The organism is Pseudarthrobacter sp. TRD_SC_9 (assembly GCF_055361265.1).
Window position 1 is genome coordinate 942,405 of sequence record NZ_CM143956.1, and the last position, 22,580, is coordinate 964,984.

Sequence of the window (22,580 nt, forward strand, 5' to 3'; positions counted from 1 at the left end):
TCCACTGCCGGGGGAGCGAAAGTCAGCGAAGCCCGGGGCCGGGGGTGTGACATCCGGTTTGGAATTTGGCCGGTTTCCGATCACCGCCGTGCAGCCGGTAGTCGAGGACGGCAAGTTCCCCGCGAAGGCCCTCCCAGGTGAGGCCATCACGGTCGGCGCCACTGCATTCCGCGAAGGCCACGACCAACTCGGTGTCAGCGCCATCCTCTTTGATCCGCAGGGTGTGGAACGCCAGTGGGTCCGGCTCAGCCCGCCACGCGGCGAGCGGGGAATGGGAACTGACCGCTGGGAGGGACTACTGGTGCCCGGCGATCCGGGGGACTGGTCCTTTGCCATCGAGGCCTGGCATGACCGTTACGGAACCTGGCACCACAATGCCAAAGTCAAGATCGCTGCCGGGGTGGACGTTGAACTGATGCTCGCCGAAGGCGCAGCACTCCTGTCCGAAGCCGCTGGCGACGCCGGCCGCGACGCTGCGGACCAGCTCACCTTCCGCCGGGCGGCCGAAGCCCTGGCAGATGCGGGCCGCACCATCGGGGAACGGCTTGCCGCCGGTTTCGCGCCGGAAGTAGCTGCCGCCGTCGAACGTCTGCCCATCCGCGAAATGGTGACCACGTCCCAACGCTATCCGCTGCTGGTGGAGCGGGAACGGGCAGGACGCGGAGCCTGGTATGAGTTCTTCCCCCGCTCCGAGGGAGCCATATTTGATCCGCAGGACGGCACCTGGACGTCCGGGAACTTCCGCACCGCCGCCAAACGGCTGGACGCGGTTGCCGAGATGGGTTTTGACGTCCTGTACATGCCGCCCATCCACCCCATTGGCGTCCAGTTCCGCAAGGGACCCAACAACACGCTCGTCGCCGGCCCCAATGATCCCGGTTCGCCCTGGGCTATCGGGGCGAAAGAGGGCGGGCACGACGCCATCCACCCGGACCTGGGAACGTTCGAGGATTTCGACGCCTTTGTGGCCCGCGCCAACGAGCTGGGCCTGGAAGTTGCGCTGGACCTTGCCCTGCAGGCGGCTCCGGACCATCCCTGGGTGGAGTCGCATCCTGAATGGTTCACCACCAGGATCGATGGCAGCATCGCTTACGCCGAGAACCCGCCCAAGAAGTACCAGGACATCTACCCGCTGAACTTCGACAACGATCCCGACGGCCTGTCCCGCGAAATTCTGCGGATCGTGGAGCTGTGGGTCAGTCACGGCGTGCGGATCTTCCGCGTGGACAATCCACATACCAAACCGGTGTGGTTCTGGGAATGGCTGATCAAGACAGTCAACGCCAAGACTCCCGGCGTGGTGTTCCTGGCCGAGGCCTTTACCAGGCCGGCCATGATGCACGCGCTGGGCAGGGCAGGCTTCCAGCAGTCCTACACGTACTTCACCTGGCGGAACACCAGGGAGGAGCTGGAAAGCTACTTCAACGAGGTCAGCCACGACAGTGCGGCCTACTTCCGGCCCAACTTCTTCGTCAACACTCCGGACATCCTGACCCCCTACCTGCAGTTCGGCGGACCGGCTGCCTTCCGGATCCGGGCCGCCCTCGCTGCTACGGCGAGTCCGTTGTGGGGCGTCTACGCCGGTTATGAACTCTACGAGCACGTGGCCCGGCCCGGCGCCGAAGAGTACATCGATAACGAGAAATTTGAGTACAAGGCACGGGACTGGGAAGGCGCCGCACGGTCCGGCCGCACCCTGGCCCCGTACCTGACCAGGCTCAACGAGATCCGGCGGGCCCACCCGGCACTGCTTGACCTGCAGAACCTGACAATCCACCGCAGCACTGACGATTTCACCGTGGTGTACTCCAAGCACAAGACGCTGCCGGACGGCACCAAGGACACCATCATCGTCGTCGTCAACGTCGATCCGCACGTCACCCGGGAATGCAACGTCTCACTGGATCTGGCCGCGCTCGAACTGGATCAGGAAGACCTGACTCCTGAGGGCCGCTTCCGGGTCGATGACCTCATCTCCGGCCAAAGCTGGGAGTGGGGCAGCGACAACTACGTCCGTCTGGACCCCCATGCCGAACCCGCCCACATCCTGAGCGTGAGGAGAACGCGTCCGTGAGTTTTAACCCGCAAGGCTCTAGCCAGCACTACACTCCCAAGAACACCTTCGAGCTGAATGCTCCGGGCCTGCAACATGATCCTCTGTGGTACCGGAAGGCCGTGTTTTATGAAGTGCTGGTCAGGGCCTTCGCGGATGGTAACGGGGACGGCTCGGGAGACTTCATCGGACTGATTAACCAGCTGGACTACCTGCAGTGGCTCGGCGTGGACTGCCTCTGGCTGCCGCCATTCTTCCAGTCACCGCTTCGCGATGGCGGTTACGACATCTCGGACTACAACTCGGTACTGGACGAGTTCGGCACCATCAGCGACTTCAAGCGCCTCGTAGCCGAAGCCCACGCACGCGGTGTCCGCGTGATCATCGACCTTCCGCTGAACCACACGTCGGATCAGCACCCCTGGTTCCAGGAATCCCGCCGCGACCCGGATGGTCCGTTCGGCGATTTCTACGTGTGGAGCGACACCGACGAGAAATACCAGGACGCCCGCATCATTTTCGTGGACACCGAGGAATCCAACTGGACCTTCGATCCCATCCGCCGGCAGTTCTTCTGGCACCGCTTCTTCAGCCACCAACCGGACCTCAACTTTGAGAACCCCAGGGTCATTGACGCATTGTTCGACGTCGTCAGGTTCTGGCTGGACCAGGGGATCGACGGATTCCGCGCAGACGCCATTCCCTATCTGTTCGAAGAGGAGGGCACCAACTGCGAGAACCTGCCGGCAACCCATCACTTCCTGCAGGACCTGCGGAAGATGGTCGATGAGAACTACCCGGGCCGCGTCATCATCGCAGAGGCCAACCAGCCGCCCAACGAAGTAGTGGAATATTTCGGCACCGAAGAGGAACCGGAATGCCACATGGCTTTCCATTTCCCCATCATGCCGCGGCTCTACTACGCGTTGCGGGACCAGAAGGCGGCCCCCATCATCGAGACAATGGCCGAAACGCCGCCCATTCCGGAAGGCGCCCAATGGGGCACGTTCCTGCGGAACCACGACGAGCTAACGCTTGAAATGGTCACGCCGGATGAACGCGCCGCAATGCTGGGCTGGTACGCACCGGACCCGCGCATGCGGGCCAACATCGGGATCCGGCGCCGCCTGGCGCCGCTGCTGGATAATTCCCGTGCCGAAATTGAACTGATCAACGCCCTGCTGTTGTCCCTGCCTGGCAGCCCGTTCCTGTACTACGGCGACGAAATCGGCATGGGTGACAACATCTGGCTTGAGGACCGCGACGCCGTCCGCACCCCCATGCAGTGGAATCCGGACCGTAACGCGGGTTTCTCCAAGGCGGATCCAGGCAAGCTGTACCTGCCGGTGATCCAATCGCTGGTCTACAACTACAACATGGCCAACGTTGAAGCAGAGTCGTCCCACTCCGGTTCCCTCCTGCGTTGGACCCGGCAGATCTTGAGCGTGCGCCGGAACCACCTCGCCTTCGGGCTTGGCGATTACAGGCACGTCGAGGCAGACCACGACGCCGTACTTGCGTACCTGCGGGACCTCCCGGAAGGCAACAGTGCGGGGGAGCCCCCGCAGACGATCCTCTGCGTCTTCAACCTTTCCCAGCATCCCGTAGCGGCCAGCCTGAAAATCCCGGAGTTCGGCGGCCGTGGGCTGCGGGATGTGTTCGGCGGCCAGCCCTTCCCCGGCATTCGGGAGGACGGCTCGTTGACGCTGACCCTCGGCAGCCACGACTTCTTCTGGCTGCGGGTCCGTTCCGCAGCCTCCAACCCCGCATCGCCCTATACACAGGCGATGCCCGTCCTGTCCCTTGAAGGCTGATGCTGATGTCGCCGGAACTGGATCCCGCTCTCGAAGCACTCCTGCGCGCCTGGCTGCCGCGGCAACGCTGGTTCCCGGTTAAGACCCCCCAGTTTGGCTTGGAGCGGGTGGGGGGATTCAGCCTGCCCGGTTCCGGGAGTGTCGAACTGGAAGTCCTGCTGCTGGCCGTGGAATCAGCCGGTGCCGATGCCGGAATCCGCCGCGACATCGTGCAGGTACCACTGAGCCGGCACCTGTCTACTTCGGATACCTTGTCCAAGGCCCTGGTGGGCGAGATGCCGGCTCCCGACGCCGGCCCGCTCTGGGTTTACGACGCCGTCCACGATCCGGCTTTCATTTCTGCATGGCTTGACCTTATGCGTCCCGGCACGCCCGCCGCCCTTGGCACTCCTGCTGCCGGCGGCCCGCCGTCGGGAGTTTCAGGACACCGTAGTTTCGCCGGGCCGGCGCTCCCGGCAACAGCTACCACCAGCCGTGTACTGACCGGGGAGCAGTCAAACAGTTCGGTGATAGTCGACGACGGCGCTGCCGCCAGCATCATCAAGTTCTTCCGGGTGCTCTCCGAAGGAGAGAATCCAGAGGTTGGCGTCGGCGCGGCCCTTACCGCAGCAGGATGTACCGAAGTTCCGGCCACGCTTGGCTGGGTGCGCGGCCAGTGGCGGGCCATGACCGGCCAGGGGCAGCCACATATTGCCGAGGGTGAGCTGGCAGTGGCGCACGAGTTCCTCGCCGGCGGCCAGGACGCCTGGCGCCTGGCGGTGGAAGCAGCCCGTGAGGGTCGCGACTTTAGCGCTGAGGCACGTGAGCTCGGGGCGGCGACGGCTACTGTTCACGTGCGGCTGGCTGAAGCACTTGGCCAGTCGAGCGAGTCTGTCCCGGGCAGGGACATTGCAGCAGCAGTAACCCAGCGGGTGCGGCAGTACTGGGTCGAGGCGGGTACCGCCGTCGGTCCTTACGATGATGCACTTGAAAGCCTGCTGAAAAATGTTGAAGGCAGTCCCGCCGGTCCGCTGCAGCGAATCCACGGGGACCTGCATCTGGGCCAGATTCTCAAAGTGGCGGGCGCGGATGGGAACCAGGATCGCTGGGCCATTCTTGACTTCGAGGGCGAACCCTTGCGTCCGGTCGCTGAACGGAGCACTCCGGACGTTCCCCTGCGCGATGTGGTGGGCATGCTGCGATCCTTTGACTACGCAGCCGGTGCTGCGGAGCGGGAGAGCGCAGGCGTTGAGGTCCGGCAGGAGTGGGTGGATGCCTGCGCCGAAGCCTTCATCGCCGGGTATACCTCGGTCACGCCCGGCACCATTGACCGGACATCGCCCCTCTTTATGGCATTGTGGCTGGACAAGGCCCTCTACGAGGTGGTCTACGAATTGCGTAACAGGCCAGGTTGGCTGGCCATTCCAGTGAATGCGTCCAGGCGGATCCTTGGCGGTAACGGCTCCGGCGACCAGCCGGATGCAGCAGCGGAAGGTGAATATATGACCAACTCAGTTCCAGCGGAAAACCCGCGCAAGCCCATCAGTGTTGACCAGGGCACGTTGGGACAGGTTGCCAACGGCGAACACCATGCCCCGCACTCGGTCCTCGGAGCCCATCTGGATGATTATGGCTACGTCACCATCCGCACGGTCAAGCACTTGGCCACAGCCGTGTCCGTGGTGACCGCCAACGCCGTCGTTCCCATGGTTCACGAGGCCCACGGCATCTGGGTGGCGGTCATGGATGCGCCCGATCCGGGGCACGTTCCGGATTACCGGCTCGAGGTGACATACCAGGGTGTGGCGGCGCAGACCTTTGACGATCCCTACCGCTACCTGCCCACTGTCGGCGAGCTGGACATGCACCTGATCGGTGAGGGCCGCCACGAGAAACTGTGGGAGGTCCTGGGTTCCCACGTCAGGCACTACAAATCTTCGCTGGGCGACGTCGATGGCGTCTCCTTCGCCGTCTGGGCCCCGAATGCCCAGGCTGTTCGCGTCAAAGGAGACTTCAACGCCTGGGATGGGCGTGAACACGCAATGCGTTCGCTGGGTTCCTCCGGCATCTGGGAAGTCTTCCTTCCTGGCGTTTTAGCAGGGGCGTGCTACAAGTTTGAGATCAAGACCCGGCACGGGAACTGGATCGAAAAAGCAGATCCCCTGGCCTTCGGCACCGAGGTGCCGCCGCTCACCGGATCCAGGGTGGTGGAACCGCAGTACGTGTTCCAGGACCAGGACTGGATGGATGCCCGGGCCGCCCGGGATCCACATAATTCACCCATGAGCGTCTACGAAGTCCACCTTGGTTCCTGGCGGCTGGGGCTCGGCTACCGGGAGCTGGCCAAGGAACTGGTGGACTACGTCCAGTGGCTTGGGTTCACGCACGTGGAGTTCATGCCCGTTGCGGAGCACCCGTTCGGCGGCTCGTGGGGCTACCAGGTCACCTCCTACTTCGCACCCACGTCCCGGTTCGGCCACCCTGACGAGTTCCGCTACCTGGTGGACTGCCTGCACCAGGCCGGGATCGGCGTCCTGCTGGACTGGGTACCGGCACACTTCCCCAAGGATTCCTGGGCATTGGCACAGTTCGACGGCGAGCCGCTGTACGAACACTCCGATCCGCAGCTGGGCGAACACCCGGACTGGGGAACACTGATCTTCGACTTCGGCCGCTCCGAAGTACGGAACTTCCTCGTGGCCAATGCGCTGTACTGGCTTGAGGAGTTTCACATTGACGGCCTTCGCGTGGATGCCGTGGCGTCCATGCTGTACCTGGACTACTCGCGCGAAGCCGGCCAGTGGCGGCCCAACAAGTACGGCGGCCGGGAAAACCTTGAGGCGATCTCCTTCCTGCAGGAGACCAACGCCACCGTGTACAAGACGCATCCGGGCGCTGTGATGATCGCGGAAGAATCCACGGCCTTCCCCGGCGTCACCGCTCCCACCAGCCAGGGCGGTCTGGGATTCGGCATCAAATGGAACATGGGCTGGATGCACGACTCGCTCAAGTACGCTTCCGAGGATCCGATCAACCGCAGATGGCACCACGGCACCATGACGTTCTCCCTCGTCTACGCGTTCACGGAAAACTTCCTGCTGCCCATCAGCCACGACGAGGTTGTCCACGGCAAGGGATCCATGCTGCGCAAGATGCCCGGTGACCGCTGGCAGCAGCTTGCCAACCTTCGGGCGTTCCTTGCTTTCCAATGGGCGCACCCGGGGAAGCAGTTGATCTTCATGGGGACCGAGTTCGGCCAGGAAGCCGAATGGTCCGAGCAGTATGGCCTGGACTGGTTCCTCGCTGATATTCCCGCCCACCGCGGAATACAGCTGCTGACCAAGGACCTCAATGAGGTCTACAGCTCTACGCCGGCCCTCTACGCGAAGGACAACGAAGCCGCCGGCTTCCAGTGGATCAATGGCGGGGATGCAGGCCGTAATGTCCTCACGTTCATCCGCTGGGATGGCGACGGGAACCCGCTGGTCTGCGCCGTGAACTTCGCTGGCGGACCGCACCACGACTTCGCGCTGGGAGTTCCGTTGGCTGGGGAGTGGGTGGAGGTCCTTAACTCCGACAACACCGTCTACGGTGGTTCGGGTGTATTGAATGTCGGACCGCAGCTTGCCTCCACGCCCGGTGTCGACGGGCAGCCCGCGTTGCTGACGGTCAGCCTCCCGCCCCTTGGAGCGGCGTACTTCAAACCGGTCGCTTCGGAGGACTCCGTTCCGCCTACGGTCTAGGACAGGCTTTCTCATCATGTCGCTCGCAACAAGGGCTCTCTCCAGAGGCCCGCAATGCTGGGCGAACACCACCTTCCGGGAGCTGGTTGGCACTCCCGGAAGAGTGGTGGTATAGTTAATTTCCGCGCTGCTCCCCGGAGTCAGCCGGTGGAAGATCCGCTCAGCGGGTCGAAAATCACCGGTTTGACAGGGATGCAGGCAGCGCCTAAGATAGTAAAGTTGCTCCGGAGCGATCCACGGCTGAGATGTTGTGGTGGTGCCGGGTGTGTCTGTTGTTTGAGAACTCAATAGTGTGCCAAGTTTATTGATACCGATTTATTTATATGAATTGGTTGTTTTTGACCGGGCCTGTGCCGCCCCTGTGGTGTGGGTCTGGTTTTTTTCAGCTGGTTTCAAATTTTGTGCAGCCATTTTCCTGCGTTATTTCCGTGGGTGTGGTTGTGTCTGTTTTTGTTTTACTTCAACGGAGAGTTTGATCCTGGCTCAGGATGAACGCTGGCGGCGTGCTTAACACATGCAAGTCGAACGATGATGCCAGCTTGCTGGTGGATTAGTGGCGAACGGGTGAGTAACACGTGAGTAACCTGCCCTTGACTCTGGGATAAGCCTGGGAAACTGGGTCTAATACCGGATATGACTCCTCATCGCATGGTGGGGGGTGGAAAGCTTTTTTGTGGTTTTGGATGGACTCGCGGCCTATCAGCTTGTTGGTGAGGTAATGGCTCACCAAGGCGACGACGGGTAGCCGGCCTGAGAGGGTGACCGGCCACACTGGGACTGAGACACGGCCCAGACTCCTACGGGAGGCAGCAGTGGGGAATATTGCACAATGGGCGAAAGCCTGATGCAGCGACGCCGCGTGAGGGATGACGGCCTTCGGGTTGTAAACCTCTTTCAGTAGGGAAGAAGCGAAAGTGACGGTACCTGCAGAAGAAGCGCCGGCTAACTACGTGCCAGCAGCCGCGGTAATACGTAGGGCGCAAGCGTTATCCGGAATTATTGGGCGTAAAGAGCTCGTAGGCGGTTTGTCGCGTCTGCCGTGAAAGTCCGGGGCTCAACTCCGGATCTGCGGTGGGTACGGGCAGACTAGAGTGATGTAGGGGAGACTGGAATTCCTGGTGTAGCGGTGAAATGCGCAGATATCAGGAGGAACACCGATGGCGAAGGCAGGTCTCTGGGCATTAACTGACGCTGAGGAGCGAAAGCATGGGGAGCGAACAGGATTAGATACCCTGGTAGTCCATGCCGTAAACGTTGGGCACTAGGTGTGGGGGACATTCCACGTTTTCCGCGCCGTAGCTAACGCATTAAGTGCCCCGCCTGGGGAGTACGGCCGCAAGGCTAAAACTCAAAGGAATTGACGGGGGCCCGCACAAGCGGCGGAGCATGCGGATTAATTCGATGCAACGCGAAGAACCTTACCAAGGCTTGACATGAACCGGAAACGTCTGGAAACAGGCGCCCCACTTGTGGTCGGTTTACAGGTGGTGCATGGTTGTCGTCAGCTCGTGTCGTGAGATGTTGGGTTAAGTCCCGCAACGAGCGCAACCCTCGTTCCATGTTGCCAGCGCGTAATGGCGGGGACTCATGGGAGACTGCCGGGGTCAACTCGGAGGAAGGTGGGGACGACGTCAAATCATCATGCCCCTTATGTCTTGGGCTTCACGCATGCTACAATGGCCGGTACAAAGGGTTGCGATACTGTGAGGTGGAGCTAATCCCAAAAAGCCGGTCTCAGTTCGGATTGGGGTCTGCAACTCGACCCCATGAAGTCGGAGTCGCTAGTAATCGCAGATCAGCAACGCTGCGGTGAATACGTTCCCGGGCCTTGTACACACCGCCCGTCAAGTCACGAAAGTTGGTAACACCCGAAGCCGGTGGCCTAACCCCTTGTGGGAGGGAGCTGTCGAAGGTGGGACCGGCGATTGGGACTAAGTCGTAACAAGGTAGCCGTACCGGAAGGTGCGGCTGGATCACCTCCTTTCTAAGGAGCACCTACAGATTGTTCATGCCGCGTATGTGGTGTGGGGGTTTGTCAGGAGTATATGCCCGTTGCGCAGACGCTAGTTCTGCGGCGGGTGCTCATGGGTGGAATATCAATAAATAGCGGCTGTCTGTGGTTTCGCTTGTCCAGTACGGTGACTGTTCTTCCTCTTTGCGGGGGTTGGTGGTTGCTTGGAACGATGTGGTGGGGTTTGCGGGTGGTTTAGTGTTTGGCACACTGTTGGGTCCTGAGGCAACAGGGCCGTGGATGCTTTCTTCTGCTCTTTTGGGTGGGTGGGGGTGTTTGCGGGTTTGTTTGTTTCTGGTTTCCTGGCTGCATCGATCGCATGGTGGTCCCGTTCGCGGGGCTTGTGTGGGGTGTGTGGTTTGGGGTTGTTGTTTGAGAACTACATAGTGGACGCGAGCATCTTTTATAAGAAGCAATTTCCAAGAATATGAACCTGGATCTGGTTCCGTGCGCCTTTGGGTGTGCGGGGACGGTTTCTGTGGTTCTCTCGAAAATCTGTTTTGAATTGATCTTTGTGGTCAAGTTTTTAAGGGCACACGGTGAATGCCTTGGCATTAGGAGCCGAAGAAGGACGTGGGAATCTGCGATATGCCTGGGGGAGTCGATAACCGGACTTTGATCCCAGGGTCTCCGAATGGGGAAACCCCGCCAGGAACGCGAGTTACCTGGTGACCCGTATCTGAACACATAGGGTACGTGGAGGGAACGCGGGGAAGTGAAACATCTCAGTACCCGCAGGAAGAGAAAACAATAGTGATTCCGTCAGTAGTGGCGAGCGAACGCGGATCAGGCTAAACCGTTCCATGTGTGATAGCCGGCGGGCGTTGCATGGTCGGGGTTGTGGGACTTTCCGTACTGTCTCTGCCGGGACAGTGAGGTGTGATGTGCTGGCATAGGTGAACGGTCTTGAAAGGCCGGCCGTAGAGGGTGTGAGCCCCGTAACCGTAATGTTTGGTGCCGCCTGGAGAGTATCCCAAGTAGCACGGGGCCCGAGAAATCCCGTGTGAATCTGTCAGGACCACCTGATAAGCCTAAATACTCCCTAATGACCGATAGCGGACCAGTACCGTGAGGGAAAGGTGAAAAGTACCCCGGGAGGGGAGTGAAACAGTACCTGAAACCGTGTGCTTACAATCCGTCGGAGCAACCTTGTAGTTGTGACGGCGTGCCTTTTGAAGAATGAGCCTGCGAGTTAGTGTTACGTCGCGAGGTTAACCCGTGGGGGGAAGCCGTAGCGAAAGCGAGTCTGAATAGGGCGTTGCAGTGGCGTGATCTAGACCCGAAGCGAAGTGATCTACCCATGGCCAGGTTGAAGCGACGGTAAGACGTCGTGGAGGACCGAACCCACTTCAGTTGAAAATGGAGGGGATGAGCTGTGGGTAGGGGTGAAAGGCCAATCAAACTTCGTGATAGCTGGTTCTCCCCGAAATGCATTTAGGTGCAGCGTTGCGTGTTTCTTACCGGAGGTAGAGCTACTGGATGGCTAATGGGCCCTACAAGGTTACTGACGTCAGCCAAACTCCGAATGCCGGTAAGTGAGAGCGCAGCAGTGAGACTGTGGGGGATAAGCTTCATAGTCGAGAGGGAAACAGCCCAGACCACCAACTAAGGCCCCTAAGCGTGTGCTAAGTGGGAAAGGATGTGGAGTTGCGAAGACAACCAGGAGGTTGGCTTAGAAGCAGCCATCCTTGAAAGAGTGCGTAATAGCTCACTGGTCAAGTGATTCCGCGCCGACAATGTAGCGGGGCTCAAGTACACCGCCGAAGTTGTGGATTTCAGATAGTAGACAAGCCTTCGTGGTTCAGTCGTCTGGAGTGGTAGGGGAGCGTCGTGTGGGCAGTGAAGTCGCGGTGTAAACCAGCGGTGGAGCCTACACGAGTGAGAATGCAGGCATGAGTAGCGAAAGACGGGTGAGAAACCCGTCCGCCGAATGATCAAGGGTTCCAGGGTCAAGCTAATCTGCCCTGGGTAAGTCGGGACCTAAGGCGAGGCCGACAGGCGTAGTCGATGGACAACGGGTTGATATTCCCGTACCGGCGAAAAACCGCCCATGCTGAACAGGGGATACTAACTGCCCGAAGCCTGCCCGATCGCCCTTGTGGTGTGAGGGTTTTGGTGGAGCGCAGGACCTGATCCTGGGAGGCAAGCGTATTAACAGGTGTGACGCAGGAAGGTAGCCAAGCCGGGCGATGGTTGTCCCGGTCTAAGGATGTAGGGTGAATGGTTGGTAAATCCGCTGTTCGTGATGCCTGAGATCTGATGGGACCCCCGTATGGGGGGATTTGGTGATCCTATGCTGCCGAGAAAAGCATCGACGCGAGGTTTTAGCCGCCCGTACCCCAAACCGACACAGGTGATCAGGTAGAGAATACTAAGGCGATCGAGAGAATTATGGTTAAGGAACTCGGCAAAATGCCCCCGTAACTTCGGGAGAAGGGGGGCCCCAACCTTGAAAGAACCACGCGTTCTGGAGGGGATCGGGGCCGCAGAGACCAGGGGGAAGCGACTGTTTACTAAAAACACAGGTCCGTGCGAAGTCGCAAGACGATGTATACGGACTGACTCCTGCCCGGTGCTGGAAGGTTAAGAGGACCGGTTAGCCGCAAGGCGAAGCTGAGAATTTAAGCCCCAGTAAACGGCGGTGGTAACTATAACCATCCTAAGGTAGCGAAATTCCTTGTCGGGTAAGTTCCGACCTGCACGAATGGAGTAACGACTTCCCCGCTGTCTCAACCATAAACTCGGCGAAATTGCAGTACGAGTAAAGATGCTCGTTACGCGCAGCAGGACGGAAAGACCCCGAGACCTTTACTATAGTTTGGTATTGGTGTTCGGAGTGGCTTGTGTAGGATAGGTGGGAGACGTTGAAGCCCGGACGCCAGTTCGGGTGGAGTCATCGTTGAAATACCACTCTGGTCACTTTGGACATCTAACTTCGGCCCGTAATCCGGGTCAGGGACAGTGCCTGATGGGTAGTTTAACTGGGGCGGTTGCCTCCTAAAGAGTAACGGAGGCGCCCAAAGGTTCCCTCAGCCTGGTTGGCAATCAGGTGTCGAGTGTAAGTGCACAAGGGAGCTTGACTGTGAGAGAGACATCTCAAGCAGGGACGAAAGTCGGGACTAGTGATCCGGCGGTACATTGTGGAATGGCCGTCGCTCAACGGATAAAAGGTACCTCGGGGATAACAGGCTGATCTTGCCCAAGAGTCCATATCGACGGCATGGTTTGGCACCTCGATGTCGGCTCGTCGCATCCTGGGGCTGGAGTAGGTCCCAAGGGTTGGGCTGTTCGCCCATTAAAGCGGTACGCGAGCTGGGTTTAGAACGTCGTGAGACAGTTCGGTCCCTATCCGCTGCGCGCGCAGGAAATTTGAGAAGGGCTGTCCTTAGTACGAGAGGACCGGGACGGACGAACCTCTGGTGTGTCAGTTGTACTGCCAAGTGCACCGCTGATTAGCTACGTTCGGATGGGATAACCGCTGAAAGCATCTAAGCGGGAAGCCCGCTTCAAGATGAGATTTCCATACACCTCGTGTGTGAGAGGCCCCCAGCCAGACCACTGGGTTGATAGGCCGGATGTGGAAGCGGGGACTAAAGACCCGTGAAGCTGACCGGTACTAATAGGCCGATAACTTACACCACACACCAGTGCGTGAACGAAACCTTCAAAAGACGTTCACACCAAAGCACTGCGTAAAGATCAAGACTGCTTGCGTCCACTATGTGGTTCCCAAACAACAAACCCGCACCACGGGCACGTTGCACAGGAACCAACAACAAAATAACAACACCACAAGTTGTAACACCAGACTTCCCACACCCCCAACAAGGGGTGACGGGTACAAGGGTTACGGCGGTCATAGCGTGGGGGAAACGCCCGGTCCCATTCCGAACCCGGAAGCTAAGACCCACAGCGCCGATGGTACTGCACCCGGGAGGGTGTGGGAGAGTAGGTCACCGCCGGACAAACACTAGGCTCAGGCCCCGACACCACGTGTCGGGGCCTGACCCCTTTAACCACCCAACCCGCCAACGCAAACCACCCAAGGCCCAGACGCCAGACGCCAGGAGCAGAAATCCGGGAAGCAATGGTCGCGGTAAAGTTGGGCATCATGAACAGTCTCTTCAGCCATGCAGCCGACGACGCACCGGACCCCAAACCAGCAGGCCAACCGGAAGCAGTAGTGGCTTCGGTAACGGTACCCGGGCCCGACTCCAGGGCATTTGAAGGGTTCACCGACCACACACATCTGTGGTGGCCAATGCCCGCACACAGCGTGTACGGGGAGGGCTCGTACGTTGAGTTCGAGGAGCAGCTTATCCTGGAAACTGCCGATGATGGCCGGACCAGCATTTGGGGCATGGTGGGCGACTGGCAGCCCCCCTTTACCTTCCAGGCCTCGTGGCATCCGGGCACCACTGCACTGTGGTCAACGGAGGTCAGGGCCGTTTTTGTCCGTGGTGAGGACTCCACGACAGTAGAGATCCGCCACGACGGGTGGGAGGGGGCAGAGAACCCGGCTGCTGTCCGCCGGCTTTGGGAACAGGCCTGGCCGGAAATCCTGTCCCACTTCGCGCGTTTTATGGGCGCAAGCTAGGCGCCACCCTAAACTGGGCTCGTGCATGAAACTCAGCAGACCACCAGCACGGCAGGAATTCCGGAGGAACTGGCCCTCCTCCTTGGCCATGGAAAGGTTTCGGTAGACGACGCAACCCGTGCCAGTTACGCCGTGGACGCCTCGCCGATCGTTGACTACCACCTGCCCATTGCTGTGGTCTGGGCTGAAACCGTGGCTGACGTCCAGGCTGTGATGCGCACCTGTTCAGCCCACCGGATCGCTGTGGTGGCCCGCGGTGCCGGGACCGGGGTGTCCGGCGGTGCGCACGCGAGCCGGGGCTGCATCGTCCTGAGCCTGGAACGGATGAACCGCATTCTGGACCTGAACCCGGACGACGAGACCGCCGTCGTCGAACCTGGAGTGGTGAACGCTGCACTCGACGATGCTGCCGCCCAGCACGGGCTCATGTACGCGCCTGACCCAGCCAGCTTTCGGATATCCACCATTGGCGGCAACGTTGCCACCAATGCCGGCGGGCTGCGTTGTGCGAAGTACGGAGTGACGCGCGATTCAGTGCTGGCGCTTGACGTTGTCCTGGCCGACGGCTCGCTGATCCATACAGGGCACCAGACGTTCAAGGGCGTAGCCGGCTACGACCTCACCGCGCTGTTCGTTGGTTCCGAAGGGACTCTGGGAATTGTGGTGGCAGCGACAGTCCGGCTAAAGTACCTGCCGCGCCACGTCCACACCATCGCCGCGTTCTATCCCGATTTCCCTTCGGCTGCTGCGGGAGTGCTGGCTGTGGGCCGCGCGCGCGTGCAGCCTGCCATTATGGAACTGCTCGACGGCGGCTCGCTCGCCCAACTGGATGCGGCCTATGGCTCCGATCTCCGGGCCCGCGGCACGGCGCTGCTGCTCATCCAAACGGATGGCTTTGGGGCTGAGGCGGAGGCCGACGTCGTTCGAAGCGTCCTTGCGGCCGGCGGCGCCGTGGTGACCACCGAAGCCAGCGCCGAGGCGGAACGGCTGGTGGACCTGCGGCGCAACAGCCGTGGCGCCGCTCCGGACGATGACTACCGGGTGGGCGAGGACGTGGCAGTACCCCGCTCACGGTTGGTGGATTATGTGGCCTGGCTTGAGGCGATGGCGGTCCGCCGTGGCGTCCGCTTGCGGGTGGTTGCCCATGCAGGGGACGGCAACCTTCACCCCACGTTTTGGATTGACCGGACAGAGGCAGACGCCGAGGCCATTGAGAGACTGCACCTCGCCCTGGATGATTCAGTGGCAGCTGCCCTGGAGATGGGCGGAACCATTACCGGTGAGCACGGCGTGGGGCAGTACAAACGGCGCTGGCTGGGGCTTGAGCAGGCTCCGGAGGTCCGGGAGCTGCAACGCAGGATTAAGGAGCTTTTCGATCCGGCCGGAATCCTGAACCCTGGTAAGGCGATCTAAGGTCAACGCCTCATATAGGCGGAAGCATAGCCGGTCCAGGTATGCGGGCACTCCGGACAGCGCTTAGTCGTCCGCATCCGGGTATTCTTCCTCGTCCTGCCCATACCGGGATTCCTCAGTTTCCACTTCCAGGATCTTGAGCAGCTCGGTGTCCGGGTGCAGCATGATCGCGGCCTCGTCGCGGCGGTGCCGGAGGATGGAATCGATATAGGACTGCACTGCTTCGGCCAGCGGAATGTGGCGGTTCGCCTGCTCGGACATGTACCAGCGGTGTTCCAGGATTTCGTGGACGGCCTCCGCCGGCTCGAGCTTTCCAGAAAGGTCACGGGGGATCGACCGGACGATCGGTTCGAATATCTGGCTGACCCACAGGTGGGCGCTGTATTCCTCGTCCATGTCCGGATTGTTGTCCGCCCGGAACGAATCCATGTCATTGAGCAGCCGCCGGGCCTGGTTTTCCTGGGCATCAATGCCGGTGAGCCGGAGCAGGCGCCGCTGGTGGTGGCCGGCGTCAACCACCTTGGGCTGCAGCTGGATGGTGGAGCCGTTCTGGGTGGTCTTGATGGCGTATTCCTCGACGTCAAAGCCGAGCTCGTTGAGCCTGCGGATGCGTGCCCCAACGCGCCAGCGTTCGCCGAGTTCGAACGATTCCTTCTCCGTGAGTTCGGCCCAGAGCCGGCGGTAGCTGTCCATGATCAGCTCGCTGGTGGCGACGGGGTCCACCTTCTCCTCAATGAGGCCGCCGTCGAGCAGGTCCATCAATTCACCGGCGATGTTTACCCGCGCAATCTCCAGGTCATATTCGCGCTGCCCCGTGGAGAGGTCCGGGTAGAGCTCCCCGGTCTCCGCATCCACCAGGTAAGCAGCGAAGGCGCCGGCGTCGCGGCGGAACAGCGTATTGGAGAGCGAAACGTCGCCCCAATAGAAACCGATGAGGTGGAGCCGGACCATCAGCAGCGCCTGGGCATCGATCAACCTGGTCAGGGTGTCCTTCCGCAGCATCTGCGAAAACAAGGCACGGTACGGCATGGAGAACTTCAAGTGCCGGGTCACCAGCACGGGGTTCAGCGGCTGGCCCTGTGGCGTGGTGCGGCCTGTGATAACAGCTACCGGCTCGACGCAGGGAACATCCAACCGGGCCAGCTTGCGCAGCATATGGTACTCATGGCGGGCCACGTGCTCCGACGTTTCCTTGATGGCGATGACCGAACCACCCAAGTGGGCGAAGCGCACAATGTGCCGGGAGATACCGCGGGGGAGCGCGGCCAGGTTCTCCGCCGGCCAGTCCTCCAGGGCAATGTGCCACGGCAGGTCCAGCAACTCCGGCTCGGTGGCTGCAGCCGTAATACTCAGCGAGCTGGATACGTTCATCGCGCCGTCATTGGCACTCGCGGCCTCGAACCGGGGCAACTTGCCGATCTGCCCGTAATCCGTAGGTTCGTCGTGCCAGAGCGCGCTGTTGTCCTCAGTCATGATCCAATTCTTTCCTACTTGCTGCGCAACGGCTAAATGTCATTGAAGGGGTAGACGGGCTGTGCAGCCCAAGGGACGTCAGGTGCAGTCTGGAACGCCACTCCCTGGAGTGCCAGCCGGACACCCACCTCACCCAGGCGACCTGCAAGATGGTCCGCGTGCCGGCTTTCCTGCGGGGTCCAGGCCACCTCGGCCAACGCGATCGCCCGCGGGTACAGCAGCCAGTCCGCCTGCAGCCCGCCGCGGACGGTTTCGGTCCAGAGCGGGCCTTCAACGCCCAGGACGTGTTCCGCCGGGATGCCCAGCTGCCCTGGATCCCAGGCGTAGTATTCACGCCAGCTGAACGGACCGCCTTCCACCCAGTCCAGGCCGATAGGGCTGGAAGGAGCGTATTTCTGGTCCAGGTAGGTGTGCTGGGCGGGCGACATGATCACCGAGGCAGCGGCGTCGGATGCTTTCTCCACCGTGGCGGAGGTGCTGCCGTGCCAGTACTGGATGACGGAACCGTGCGGAATCGTCGCAGCGGCATATTCGTTCCAGCCCACCGGGACCTTGCCCGCGTCAGCCACCATCGAGGCAATCCCAGACACCATAGCCAGGTACTCTCCGCGCGGCGTGACCAGGGCTTCATCCCCGCCGATGTGCAGGTAGGGCCCGGGCGTCAGCGCTGCCAGCTGCCGGATCACCTCCCGGGCAAACTCATAGGTCACAGGATTGTTGGCGTCAAGGCTGGAGAACCCCACTTCGCCGGTGGTGTTCATTGCCGGTGGAATGTTGTTGGCGTTGAGCTGCGGCACGGCAGCCAGGGCCGCGTTGACGTGGCCGGGCATATCGATTTCCGGGATCACCAGGATGTTCCGGAGTGCCCCGTAGGCGACTATTTCCGAGAAGTCCGCCTGGCTGTAGAACCCCGTGTGCCCGGGACCCAGCCCGACGCCGGGAGTATCAACAGCGCCAGTGCCGCCCAGACGGGTCAGCATGCCGTAGTCCAGGCCGGAAGGGTTGTGTTCCGGGTTCCTGATTTCGATCCGCCAGGCCTGATCATCCGTCAGGTGGAGGTGCAGCGCGTTGAACTTGAACTGCATCATCGTGTCGATCTGCCGCTTCACCTCATTCACTGTCAGGAAGCTCCGCGCAACATCCAGCATGAGGCCGCGGTAGGTAAAGCGCGGGAAATCGCGGATGGTAACCGCCGGCACCCGCCAGTCCCTTGAAACCGGGGAAGGGCTTTCGACGTCGGCAGGAAAGAGTTGCCGCAGCGTCTGTACGCCGTTGATCACGCCGGCCGTGGAAGCTCCGGTAATCACGACGCCGGACGCATCGGCGGTAAGCGTGTAAGCCTCCGCCGGTGCCGGGCCGTCGGTCTGGGCTGCCCCCAGCGCAAGCTCAGGATCGACCGCAAGAACGATTTCGGCGCCCGAGGGCGCGGACTTCAGGACCGGCACCTCAAAGCCGGTGCTTCGCCGCAGGATCTTGGCTAGTTCCCCGGCGGCCGGCAGGCACTCCGCGTCGGCCGAAATGGCGCTGTCGCGAGTGAGGACAAAACCTTCCCGGTCCAGCTGGTCCAGCAGGACGGGGAAGGGAATCAGCGACATGGGGTAATCCACAGAGCTCCTGCTCGCATTGGGGGTGTTAACGTGCGACGGCGGCCACTCCAATGAATGTCCAAAGGAGGGGCCGCCGTCGTTCGTCTGTCGTTGGTCGAGCCTGTCGAGACCGGGTTTCGACAGGCTCAACCACCGGAGGTGGCGACTAGGCGCCCAGGCGCAGGCCGGTCTTGGTGTCAAACAGGTGCACGTGGCCGGACTGCGGGCGGACGAAGATGGTGTCACCCTTCATCGGAGGGCGGCGGCCGTCGACGCGTGCCACGATGTCGTGGTCCTGGCCGTCAAGCGTGGTGTGGCCGTAGACGTAGGCGTCAGCGCCGAGTTCTTCGACAACGTCCACCTCAACCTGGAGGCCTTCGCCGTTGCCAACGGTTTCGAGGTCTTCCGGACGTGAGCCCAGCGTGACGGTGGAACCATGTGCTTCTTCGAGGATGTTGCGCGGCACGGGGTAAACCGTTCCGCCGAACTGAACGCCGCCGTCGACGACGGGCAGTTCCAGCAGGTTCATGGCGGGGGAGCCGATGAAGCCGGCAACGAAGACGTTCTTCGGCTTGTCGTACAGGTTGCGCGGGGTGTCGACCTGCTGCAGGAGGCCGTCCTTGAGGACCGCAACGCGATCGCCCATGGTCATGGCCTCGACCTGGTCGTGGGTCACGTACACGGTGGTGACACCGAGGCGGCGGGTAAGGGATGCGATCTGCGTACGCGTCTGGACACGGAGCTTGGCATCCAGGTTGGAAAGCGGCTCATCCATGAGGAAGACCTGCGGGTTACGGACGATTGCACGGCCCATGGCAACACGCTGGCGCTGACCGCCGGAGAGTGCCTTCGGCTTGCGGTCCAGGTAGGGCTCGAGGTCCAGGAGCTTGGCGGCTTCGCGGACACGCTCGGCCCGCTCTTCCTTGGAGACGCCTGCGATCTTCAGGGCGAAGCCCATGTTGTCCGCAACAGTCATGTGCGGGTACAGGGCGTAGTTCTGGAAGACCATGGCGATGTCGCGGTCCTTCGGCGGGACGTCAGTGACGTCGCGGTCGCCGATCAGGATGCGGCCGGCGTTGACATCCTCAAGGCCTGCGAGCATACGCAGCGAAGTGGACTTACCACAGCCGGAGGGGCCAACGAGGACCAGGAATTCGCCATCGGCGATGTCGATGTTGAGCTTATCGACGGCGGGCTTTTCTGTGCCCGGGTAAAGACGTGTTGCGTTATCAAAAGTAACTGTTGCCACAGTTATCAATCCCTTCACCGGCAGGTACGTGCCGGACGATCCGTAGTGAATGGTGTGTATTCAGTTGGGTGCTCCCAAGGCCGAAGCCCGGGAGCACTCGCGACGCCGCACGGTTGTTGTGCGCCACATCACATCCAAGAGTATGTCAGATTTATCCGGAATGCCCGCGAATGTTACGAACGTCACTTGTGAGATTCATCAAAGGCCGTTCGACGGCGGGACGTCGCCCACGGACTTTTGGCGCTCCTTGAGCAGTGCCTCCAGGACCTCGGCCATGTGGATTGGGGCCTCAACGCGGTAGCTGGCCTGGGTGAAGCCGAAGCCCACCTTGACGCCGACGTCGTCCTTGGTCATCCGTGCCAGGGCGTCCTCGTCGGTCACGTCATCGCCGGCGAAAAGCACGGCCGAAGCGCCTGTTGCCTGCCGCAGGAAGGTGATGGCCTCGCCCTTGGACGCGTGCACCACAGAGGTTTCCAGGACGCGCTTGCCGGTTTTCAAGTGCACACCCTGCAGGTTGCCCAAGGAGGACCGGGCAGCTGCTACGGCGTCTTCGGCGACGTCATCGGCAGCCAGTCGGGTATGCAGCACCACTCCTGCCGGCTTGTCCTCCAGGTGCGTACCCGGCGCCTCACCGGCAATTTCGGCCAGCGTTGCCCTGACCTCGGCCAGCAGCTGCACTTGCTCCGGATCCAACGTCAGGGGTGTGGACCCGGGCCCCATCCAGGCCTCGGCCCCATGGCTGCCGATCAGCAGGGCCTCAGCCGGAGGGGAGGCGACCAGCCGCAGACTCTCCAGTGCGCGCCCCGAGATGAGTGCCGTCGTCGTGCGTGGCAGCGTGGCGAGGGACGCGAAGGCGGTAGCGGTGCGGGGGAGTGGCCGGGCGTTTTCCGGCCGGTCCACCAGGGGTGCCATCACGCCGTCAAAGTCCAGGGCCACCAGCAGGTGTTCCGTGGCGGCGATCCGGCGGATGGCATCGAGCAGGTCGGGACTCAGGGTAAGCCAGTCTGCGCTGTTGGTCTCAGGAGTCATCGCGCACAACCTTCTCGTTCAGGGCGGTCAGGAACTCTCTGGACCAGTGGTCGACGTCGTGCTCGAGGATCTGCTTGCGCATGGCACGCATCCGGCGGGCTGCATCACGGGGCGTCATGCTGACCGCCTTGAGGATGGTCTCCTTCAGGCCGTCGATGTCGTGCGGATTGATCAGCAGGGCGTGCTTGAGCTGATCGGCGGCGCCGGCAAATTCGCTGAGGACCAGCGCGCCGTCGTCATGGGTCCTGGTGGTGACATATTCCTTGGCAACGAGGTTCATGCCATCGCGCAGGGCGGTCACCAGCATGATATCCGCGGCCAGGTACAGGGCCACCATTTCCTCCACCGGATAGCTGTGGTGCAGGTAGCGGACGGCCGTGTTCTGGATGGTGTCGTAGGTGCCGTTGATATGGCCCACGGTGCCTTCGATTTCCTCGCGCAGCAGCCGGTACTGTTCAACGCGCTCACGGCTGGGGCTGGCGACCTGAATGAGCGTGGCGTCCTCCACCTTCAGCGAGCCGTCAGCAAGGAGTTCCTCGAACGCCTTGAGGCGGTGCCGGATTCCCTTGGTGTAATCCAGCCTGTCCACGCCCAGCAGGATGGTCTTCGGGTTTCCGAGGTCCTGCCGGATCTGGCGGGCGCGTTCGATGATTTCCGGCTTGTTGGCCAGATCGTGGATTTGTTGGACATCAATGGAGATGGGGAACGCCTGGGCCCTGGCGATGTGCGTCACCTGGCCGCCGGGTCCCTTGACGTGCACCTGCTGTCGTTTGACGCTCGCGCCCAGGAACCGGCGCGCAGAGCGCATGAAGTTGCCGGCGTCACTGGTTCGCTGGAAGCCCACCAGGTCCGCTCCCAGCAGGCCGTCAATAATGGCGCGACGCCAGGGCAGCTGGGCGAAGATCTCCGGCGGCGGGAACGGGATGTGGTTGAAGAAGCCGATCCGCAGATCCGGCCGGGCCTCGCGCAGCATCCGCGGGACCAGCTGCAACTGGTAGTCCTGGACCCACACCGTAGCGCCCTCGGCGGCATACTTGATGACGGAGTCGGCGAAACGCCTGTTCACCTTCCGGTACGAATCCCACCAAGTGCGGTGGAACTCCGGCGGCGCGATGACGTCGTGATACAGCGGCCACAGCGTGGCGTTGGAAAAGCCCTCATAGTAAAGCTCGACGTCGTCGGTACTCAGGTGCACCGGCACCAGGTCCATCCCGCCGTGGCTGAACGGTTTGACCGTCTCATCAGGGGCGCCATGCCAGCCGACCCACGCGCCGTCGGTCTTGGTCATCATGGGGGCGAGGGCAGTGACGAGTCCGCCGGGGGACCGGCGCCAGCCGGAACCGTCGTCGCCGTCGTCCCCGGCATTGCAGCGGTCCACCGGAAGCCGGTTGGACACCACCATGAAGTCATAACGCGTTCCCGGTGCTATGCCCTGGGTGGCGGGCTGCCGTGCGGGTTTATCCACGGCGTTATTGTTCGGATTGTGCTGATCGTTGCGTTCCAATTCGGTCCCCTAAGGTTGCCTATGGCTCTTGTTCCACCCTAATGGGGCGGAATCCCGGGTGCTATTCGTGTGTCGCCACCGCCCTGAATTACTTGAAAGCGCAAGCTCCCAGTTTTCTCCCCTAAAATA

At 61.5% G+C, this 22,580-nt stretch carries 10 protein-coding genes and 3 rRNA genes; 8 read left to right on the forward strand and 5 right to left on the reverse strand.

Annotation, left to right across the window (positions count from 1 at the left end; translation table 11 throughout):
- Nucleotides 1-46: 46 nt before the first annotated feature.
- The 8 genes from ACWA13_RS04560 (at nt 47) to ACWA13_RS04595 (ending at nt 15,610) form a co-directional block, all read left to right on the forward strand.
- Entirely contained in the window at nt 47-2,074 is a 2,028-nt protein-coding gene (locus ACWA13_RS04560) for an alpha-1,4-glucan--maltose-1-phosphate maltosyltransferase (RefSeq protein ID WP_463936979.1), read from the forward strand.
- Nucleotides 2,071-3,867 (forward strand): maltose alpha-D-glucosyltransferase, encoded by a 1,797-nt coding sequence (treS, locus tag ACWA13_RS04565; protein WP_463936980.1) that lies wholly within the window; start codon nt 2,071-2,073, stop codon nt 3,865-3,867. Before ACWA13_RS04560 ends, treS begins: the two co-directional genes overlap by 4 nt.
- Before the next feature lie 2 nt (nt 3,868-3,869).
- The gene (gene glgB, locus ACWA13_RS04570) at nt 3,870-7,589 is read left to right on the forward strand and encodes a 1,4-alpha-glucan branching protein GlgB (protein ID WP_463937827.1); all 3,720 of its coding nucleotides are present in this window, start codon (nt 3,870-3,872) and stop codon (nt 7,587-7,589) included.
- A 460-nt stretch (nt 7,590-8,049) separates the two neighbouring features.
- Nucleotides 8,050-9,573, forward strand: a 16S ribosomal RNA gene (locus tag ACWA13_RS04575).
- 543 nt (nt 9,574-10,116) lie between these two features.
- A 23S ribosomal RNA gene (locus ACWA13_RS04580) occupies nt 10,117-13,241 on the forward strand.
- Between the two features lie 207 nt (nt 13,242-13,448).
- Nucleotides 13,449-13,565: ribosomal RNA gene (gene rrf, locus ACWA13_RS04585) — 5S ribosomal RNA — on the forward strand.
- Together the 16S, 23S and 5S rRNA genes form the textbook arrangement of a ribosomal RNA operon.
- Nucleotides 13,566-13,711: 146 nt before the next feature.
- Nucleotides 13,712-14,197, forward strand: a complete 486-nt coding sequence (locus ACWA13_RS04590; protein WP_463936981.1) for an SRPBCC family protein — start codon at nt 13,712-13,714, stop codon at nt 14,195-14,197.
- Between the two features lie 69 nt (nt 14,198-14,266).
- Nucleotides 14,267-15,610, forward strand: a complete 1,344-nt coding sequence (locus ACWA13_RS04595; RefSeq protein ID WP_463937828.1) for an FAD-binding oxidoreductase — start codon at nt 14,267-14,269, stop codon at nt 15,608-15,610.
- 63 nt (nt 15,611-15,673) lie between these two features.
- On the opposite strand, the gene ACWA13_RS04600 is transcribed toward ACWA13_RS04595, so the two are convergent.
- The 5 genes from ACWA13_RS04600 to ACWA13_RS04620 all read right to left on the reverse strand — a co-directional run bounded on the left by ACWA13_RS04600 (nt 15,674) and on the right by ACWA13_RS04620 (nt 22,349).
- On the reverse strand, nt 15,674-17,083 hold the full coding sequence (locus ACWA13_RS04600) for a DUF4032 domain-containing protein (protein ID WP_463936982.1): 1,410 nt from the start codon (nt 17,081-17,083) through the stop codon (nt 15,674-15,676).
- 32 nt (nt 17,084-17,115) lie between these two features.
- Entirely contained in the window at nt 17,116-18,678 is a 1,563-nt protein-coding gene (locus ACWA13_RS04605) for a beta-N-acetylhexosaminidase (protein WP_463936983.1), read from the reverse strand.
- Between the two features lie 157 nt (nt 18,679-18,835).
- Nucleotides 18,836-19,918, reverse strand: a complete 1,083-nt coding sequence (locus tag ACWA13_RS04610; RefSeq protein ID WP_463936984.1) for an ABC transporter ATP-binding protein — start codon at nt 19,916-19,918, stop codon at nt 18,836-18,838.
- 198 nt (nt 19,919-20,116) lie between these two features.
- Nucleotides 20,117-20,947, reverse strand: coding sequence for a trehalose-phosphatase (gene otsB / locus ACWA13_RS04615; RefSeq protein WP_463936985.1), 831 nt, complete (start codon nt 20,945-20,947; stop codon nt 20,117-20,119).
- Nucleotides 20,937-22,349 carry an alpha,alpha-trehalose-phosphate synthase (UDP-forming) gene (locus ACWA13_RS04620; RefSeq protein ID WP_463937829.1) on the reverse strand — a complete coding sequence of 471 codons (1,413 nt, stop codon included), beginning with the start codon at nt 22,347-22,349 and terminating at the stop codon, nt 20,937-20,939. The genes otsB and ACWA13_RS04620 overlap by 11 nt, the downstream gene beginning before the upstream one ends.
- Between the last annotated feature and the right edge of the window lie 231 nt (nt 22,350-22,580).